Here is a 6,748-nt window from a genome sequence, read left to right on the forward strand (position 1 = left end):
GACAGGGACGCCCCATGGTGCTGCTCGACGGCCTCTCGCCGCTCGCCGCCTCGCTCAACCTGCTGCTGATTTTGCTCTCGGCGCTGACCTCGGCCTTCACCGCGGCGGTCGGCGCCGGGGACGGGGTGCTGATGATCATGGCGCTGGCCCAGGTGATGCCGGTGCAGGGGTTAGGGGGACCTCAACAACTCTATTCATGCTATGCATGCCAGTAAAAGTGGTGATGCCCGAAGCGAAGCGGCATGCGGTAACGCATCTGGTGACAGGCGGCTGGCTCAGCCAGCGACATGCCTGCCACGATCGGTGGCCCTCTACCAGGCGATGCCGCGTGACGATGAGCCGCTTCGGGCTCGACTGCACGTCTTGGCGACCTGCTATCCCCGCTACGGCTACCTGCTTCTGCACGCCCTGTTGCGTCAGGAGGGCCTGGTGGTCAATCGCAAGCGGACCTACCGGCTCTACTGCGAAGCTGGGCTTCAGGTTCGCACCCGCCGGCGCAAGCGGCTGGTGCGCCCAAGGGTGCCGATGCCATTGCCCGATAGGCCCAACCAACGCAGGTCGCTGGACTTCGTCTCGGATCAGCTCGCCTCGGGGCGCCTTTACGCGTGCTGAACATTGTGGATGACTGCAGTCGGGAATGCGGCCAGCTAGTGGATACGTCCGTTTCCGGTCGGCGCCTGGCCAGGTTCCTGGACGACATGGCGCAGCAGCGTGCTCTGCCTATCACGATTGTCTGCGATAACGGCCCCGAGCTGACCAGCAAGGCGATGTTCTTCTGGGCGTGTGAGCGGAAGGTCACGCTGGCCTTCATCCAGCCAGGCAAGCCGACACAGAATGCCTTCATCGAGAGCTTCAACGGCAAGTTCCGCGATGGCTGCCTCAATCAGCACTGGTTTCTGGGCCTGACCGATGCCCGGCATGAAATCGACCAATGGAGAGCCCACTACAACCATGTCAGACCGCACAGCTCGCTAGGCTATATGCCACCCGTCGCCTATGCCCAGCAGTGTGCATGAGGAAGCGGTTTTTCACATTGTGGTTGGACCGAAACTAGGGGGAGGGTCACATCACTGTAATACCAAGAATCTTTCAGGAATCTGTAGAGCTTCCCCAATGCTCGAGGAGCATATCGATGAACAGCTGAGCTGTGCTGGAAATACTGTGCGAATTGCTTCTCACCAGGCCGATGGTGCGCTGAATACGTGGTTCAGGCAGCTCTCGAGAACACAGTATGTCATGGTCGGGGCCAGGCATTGTCATTTTGGGCAGGATCGCCACGCCCAAGCCAGATTCGACAAGGCCAAGGGAGGTGGAAAGGTGCTGGACTTCGTAGAAGCTATTCAATCGGATGCCCTCAGCGGAGAGCGTGTTGTCCAGCAGCATGCGATTGCCACTGTCCCGGCTCACGGTGATCAACCTGGCCTGTTCGAGATCTGACCACTCGATGCGACCTTTATCCGCAAGAGGGTGGTCGGAACGTAGTGCCAGGACAAAGGGATCTCTTAATAGTGGTGTGAAGGAGACTTCAGGGCTCTGGGCGCTGAACATATTGATACCGAAGTCTGCCTCGCCGCTGATCACCTTTTCCAGACCTTCCTTGGCACTGATATCGAGGATCCTGATGCGGATCCCCGGCCATGCCTCGCTGAAGCCTCGGATCACACTAGGCAGGAAATAGAAGGCCGCGGTGGGAATACAGGCAATGGTAACCGTGCCCTTCTGGTGGGTGGCCAATTCACGGATTCCCAGGATCGACGATTCGTACTCCTCGATCATGCGTCTCGCTCGGGGAAGGAAGTCCGTACCGATCGGGGTCAGCCGCGTCCGCCGGGTGGTCCGTTCCAGCAGCTCGACCTCCAGGAGCTCTTCGAGCTTCTGAATGCGCCGGGATAGTGCCGGCTGAGAGAGATGAAGACGTTGTGCGGCCTCGTGGAAGGAGCCCAGCTCCGCAACCAGAATAAAGGCCTGTAAATCAAGGAACTCTAAGCGGTGCAACATATCCTGACTCTTGCATGGAGTAGTGACTATTGATAATGCTAGCACATTAATGCGTAAATCGCATAACTTGGCGGTTTTATTTGCATTTGAAGCATTAAAGGCGCCCTGACATGCTCATATCACAACTTTCAGACGCGATATGGCATGACGATGATGAACAGCATTCCCTGCATGATCATGCGCGGTGGCACTTCCCGAGGCCCTTTCCTGCGCATGAGAGACCTTCCCGACAGCCAGGAAGAGCAAACTGAGATCCTGCTCAATCTCATGGGGTCTGGCCACGCTCTCCAGATCGATGGCATCGGAGGGGGGGATCCGCTGACCAGCAAGGTCGCCATCGTGGAGCGTTCCTCCGATCCCGAGGCGGACGTCGACTACCTGTTTGCGCAGGTTGATGTGCTCAACCGTCGCGTCGACTTCAACCCGAACTGCGGCAACATGCTGTCCGCGGTGGGGCCGTATGCCATCGAGACGGGACTGGTGGAGCCCCAGGAAGGGACCACCATCGTCCGCGTACGCAACCTCAACACCCAGCGGCTGATCGAGTGCCACGTACCGACACCGGGCCGTCAGGTAGCCTACGAGGGCGATACGCGCATCAGCGGCGTCCCGGGGTGCGCCGCCGGCATTCAGCTCAGTTTCCTCGATATCGTCGGGACCAAGACCGGCGCGCTGTTGCCGACCGGGCAGGCCACCGACACGATCGATGGCATCGAGGTCACCTGCCTCGATGCCGCGACCCCCATCATGATGGTCAACGCGGCCGATCTGGGCCTCAGCGGCCGGGAATCCCCTGCGGAGCTGGACGATCGTCCCGCCATGCTGAAGCGGTTGGAGATGATTCGTCGCGAGGCCGGACGTCGAATGGGGCTGGGGGATGTCAGCCAGAGTGTCTTGCCCAAGCCAGTGTTGCTGTCGGCACCGTCTAGCGACACCGCTACGCTGTGCACCCGCTACTTCGTGCCTCATCGCTGCCATAAGGCCATTGCCGTCACGGGGGCCATCGCGGTTGCCACGGCCGTCAGTGTCCCTGGCACCGTGGCCAACCGAATCGCGATTGGAGCGGAGAAACTGTCGGCCGCTGGCCGGCTGTCGCAAGTAAGGCTGGAACACCCCTCGGGATTCATCGACCTGGATGTCGAGCACCGCAACGAGAACGCCTGCGATATTGCGCGTGTTTCCCTCATCCGCACCGCCAGGAAGATCATGAGTGGGACCATCTTCTACTCGCTTCCTGCCACGCCCAGCCTAGATACGCTGACTTCAAAGGCCAGCTGAGTCCTCGTACTGGCAGGGCCCTCATTAACCACTATGACAATGACAACACGCCAGGAGTATTGCCATGATGATCCAACAGACTGCAACTTCTTCTCTCTCGCTCGGATGGCTCAATAAAGCCGCGTTGCTTGGGCTTGCGATCACCGGACTGGGCCTGACGACCTCTGTCCAGGCTCAGGATGTCGAGGTACCCGGTAACATCAAGTGGACCATTCCATTTGGCGTTGGCGGTGGTACGGATGTTTGGGCGCGCTTCTTCTCCCCCTGGCTCAGCGAGTCTCTGCCGGGAGAGCCGACCATCATGATCGATAACGTGCCCGGTGGCGGCTCCATCAATGGTGCCAATCTGTTCGCCGTGCGTGCCAAGTCGGATGGTGGCGACTGGTTAGGAACCTCGGCCTCGACCCAGTATCCGGCCATGCTCGACGATCCCCGCGTCCGCTACGACTACAGCGATTGGACGCCCATCCTGGCCACACCGACGGGTGGGGTGGTCTATGCCCAGCCCAGCCTCGGCGAAACGGCCGAGACGGCGCTGGACGCTCTGCTGGCACAGCCGGTCAAGCTGGCGGCGCAGAACCCCACCGGTGTCGAGCTGCCGGTCTTGATCGCCCTGGACATGCTGGGCGCCGACGTACAGGCCGTGTTCGGCATGCGCAGCCGGGGGGAGGGTCGCCTGGCATTCGAGCGTGGTGAAGCCGACATCGACTTCCAGACCACCTCCGCCTATCTGAGCAACGTCGAGCCGCTGGTGGAGGCCGGCAAGGCGGTGCCGCTCTTCTCGCTTGGGGTGCTGAACGACGAAGGAAAGATCGTCCGCGACCCGGCGTTCCCTGATCTGCCTACTTTCAACGAGGTCTACCAGGCTCGTCATGGCGAGGCGCCGTCGGGCAACGCCTACGAGGCGTTTCGCAAGTTCTTTGCCTCCGGCTATGCCCTGCAGAAGCTGATCATGGTGCCGAAGGACACCCCCCAGGCCCTGATCGACACCTATCGCCAGGCGGCCCGTGACTTCGTGGACACCGAAGCGTTCAAGGAGGCAGCCGACGCCCAACTGGGGCCATACACGCCGGTTGTCGGTGACACTGTCCAACGTCACCTCGACGACGCCATGTCCATCGATGACGCCACTCGCGACTGGCTGGCCGACTGGCTGCAGTCGGAGCACGGCGCCAAGATCTGACGCGCAGTGGGATGTGCCGGCCCCTTGGGGGCCGGCAGCCCCGGCTCCTCCCGATCACACAATATAAGAGCCATACGCCATGCTCGATATCCTTCTTTCCAGCCTGGGACAGCTCTTCACCCTGTCCCATCTGCTCTTCATGGTGCTGGGCGTGCTGGTTGGCCTCGTCGTCGGCATCATTCCCGGCCTCGGGGGCATCGCCGGCATGTCGCTGCTGTTGCCCTTCCTCTATGGCATGGAACCGACCGTGGCCCTTGGCATGCTGATGGGCCTGGTCGCCGTGATCCCCACCGGTGATACCTTCGCCTCCGTGCTGTTGGGCATTCCCGGCTCCAGCGCCTCCCAGGCGACCGTCATCGATGGCTTCTCGCTGGCCAAGCGCGGCCAGGCGGCACGCGCGCTGTCGAGCGCCTTCCTCTCCTCGATGATCGGGGGCCTCATCGGTGCCATTGTGCTGACCGGTTTCATCCTGATCGCCCGTCCCCTGGTACTGTCGTTCTCTTCCTCCGAGCTCTTCATGCTGACCCTGCTCGGCCTGTCGATGGTGGCCGTGCTCTCCGGACGTGACCTCTTCAAGGGACTGGCCGCCTGTGGCCTGGGCCTGCTGGTGGGCGCCATCGGCATGGCGCCGGCCACCGGCGAGTTCCGCATGAACTTCGGGCTCGGCTATCTCTACGATGGCTTGCCGCTGGTGGTGGTGGGGCTCGGGATCTTCGCACTCCCGGAGATTGTCGATCTGCTGGTCAAGCGTGGGGCCATCGCCGAGGAGCCATGCAAGCTCGGTGAAGGCTGGCGGCAAGGCATCCGCGATGTGCGTGAACAGCGTGGTCTCGTCGCGCGCTGTGCCGCTATCGGCAGCCTGATCGGCACCATCCCTGGCCTGGCCGGCTCGGTGGTCGATTGGCTCACCTATGGCCATGCGGTGCAAAGTGCCAAGGACAAGTCCGAATTCGGCAAGGGGGATATCCGCGGGGTGATCGCTCCCGAATCCGCCAACAATGCCTGCGCCTGCGGTGCCATGGTCCCGACCCTGTTGTTCGGTGTGCCCGGCTCGGGTACGGCCGCGGTGTTCCTGGGTGGACTGTTGTTGCTCGGGTTGCAGCCCGGCGTCGGCATGATCGAGACTCACCTCGACCTGACCTATACCATCATCTGGTCGCTGGCTCTGGCCAACATCCTGGGGGCAGCGCTTTGCCTGGTGCTGGCTCGTCCGGTGGCCAGCCTGACCCGGGTCCCCTTCGCTACGCTGGCCCCCTTGATCACGGTGCTGATCATGTTCGCCGCTTTCCAGGCCACGCGTTCCGCGGGTGACCTGCTCGCCCTGGGGGCGGTCGGTGTACTCGGGGTCCTGTTCAAGCAGGCCAACTGGTCGCGCCCGGCCTTCCTGATCGGTTTCGTGCTGGCTCCGGGAGCGGAGGGATACTTCTATCAGGCGGTCCAGTTCCAGGGTACGGACGCCTTCATGCGCCCCGGCGTGTTGATCATCGGTGCTCTGATCCTCGGCGCCATGTTCATTCCCATGGTCACTGCCGCGTGGCGCAAGCGCCGGGAAGCTGTCTCCGTGGGCGCGGCGGCCACCCAAAAAGCCGAGCCCCCCACCCTGGGCGTCATCGATGTGGTGCTCTTCGCCGCCCTGCTGGGTACCGCGGTCGTCGCCTGGGTGGATGTCGCCGACCTGACCTTGATCGGTGGCATCATGCCGCGGCTGGCCATCGCGATCTTGGCCCTTGCCTGTCTTGCGGAGATCATCCGCTGTGTGATTCGCCGGCCTCGTTGGGAGCATCAGTCTATCGGTCTGCAGGGCCTCTGGCTGGTGGGCTTCTTTACCCTGATCGGTGCCATGTTGCTACTGGGCTTCATTTCTGCGGCGACGCTGTTCTGTCTCGTCTTCCTGCTGGCCATTGCCCGGCTCAAGCCTTGGGTGGCGGCCGTCATGGCGCTTGGGGTCACGGTCTTTCTGGTTGGCATGGCCGAGTTCCTGACCCTGACCTACCCCAGCGGCCTGATCGATCCCTGGCTGTTCGGCTGAATCCGTCCTGTCATGCACGTTTACCGCGGGCCGCCGACGACTATCGTTGCCGGCCCGCGCCACGAAAGGAGACTCCATGAATACCTCGTCACTACCGGATACCCTGAAGACGCTGGACGCCGGCGGTCAGACCTACCACTTCCACAGCCTGCCCAAGGCCGCCGAGGCGCTCGGCAACATCGACCGACTGCCCAAGACCCTGAAGATCCTGCTCGAGAACCAGCTGCGCTTCGCCGACGACGAGAGCGTCGAGCGCGCGG

The 6,748-nt window shown here is 62.3% G+C and carries 6 protein-coding genes and 1 pseudogene; 6 read left to right on the forward strand and 1 reads right to left on the reverse strand.

The genetic code is table 11. From position 1 onward, the window contains the following. Window positions 1–14: 14 nt before the first annotated feature. Window positions 15–215, forward strand: coding sequence for a hypothetical protein (locus C9F13_RS11660; protein ID WP_108446422.1), 201 nt, complete (start codon window positions 15–17; stop codon window positions 213–215). Continuing rightward, window positions 215–1,016, forward strand: a pseudogene (locus C9F13_RS17705) (IS3 family transposase); the annotation flags it as partial. The gene C9F13_RS11660 and the pseudogene C9F13_RS17705, both read left to right, overlap by 1 nt. A 73-nt stretch (window positions 1,017–1,089) precedes the next feature. Here C9F13_RS17705 and C9F13_RS11675 read toward each other — a convergent pair. Next, complete coding sequence (locus C9F13_RS11675) at window positions 1,090–1,998, reverse strand: LysR family transcriptional regulator (protein ID WP_211310950.1); 909 nt, start codon at window positions 1,996–1,998, stop codon at window positions 1,090–1,092. A gap of 144 nt (window positions 1,999–2,142) precedes the next feature. Between C9F13_RS11675 and C9F13_RS11680 the strand changes: the two genes are divergently transcribed. From C9F13_RS11680 to C9F13_RS11695, 4 genes are all read left to right on the forward strand, one after another. Beyond that, a complete protein-coding gene (locus C9F13_RS11680) occupies window positions 2,143–3,276 on the forward strand; it encodes a 4-oxalomesaconate tautomerase (RefSeq protein ID WP_211310951.1) in 1,134 nt (377 codons plus the stop codon). A 64-nt stretch (window positions 3,277–3,340) separates the two neighbouring features. Further along, entirely contained in the window at window positions 3,341–4,459 is a 1,119-nt protein-coding gene (locus C9F13_RS11685; protein ID WP_108446425.1) for a Bug family tripartite tricarboxylate transporter substrate binding protein, read from the forward strand. A 79-nt stretch (window positions 4,460–4,538) separates the two neighbouring features. Next, complete coding sequence (locus tag C9F13_RS11690) at window positions 4,539–6,488, forward strand: tripartite tricarboxylate transporter permease (protein ID WP_108446426.1); 1,950 nt, start codon at window positions 4,539–4,541, stop codon at window positions 6,486–6,488. A 76-nt stretch (window positions 6,489–6,564) separates the two neighbouring features. Next, a partial coding sequence (locus C9F13_RS11695; protein WP_157955192.1) for a hypothetical protein occupies window positions 6,565–6,748 on the forward strand: 184 nt, incomplete at its 3' end.

This window comes from Halomonas denitrificans, assembly GCF_003056305.1.
Classification (GTDB): Bacteria; Pseudomonadota; Gammaproteobacteria; order Pseudomonadales; family Halomonadaceae; genus Halomonas; species Halomonas denitrificans.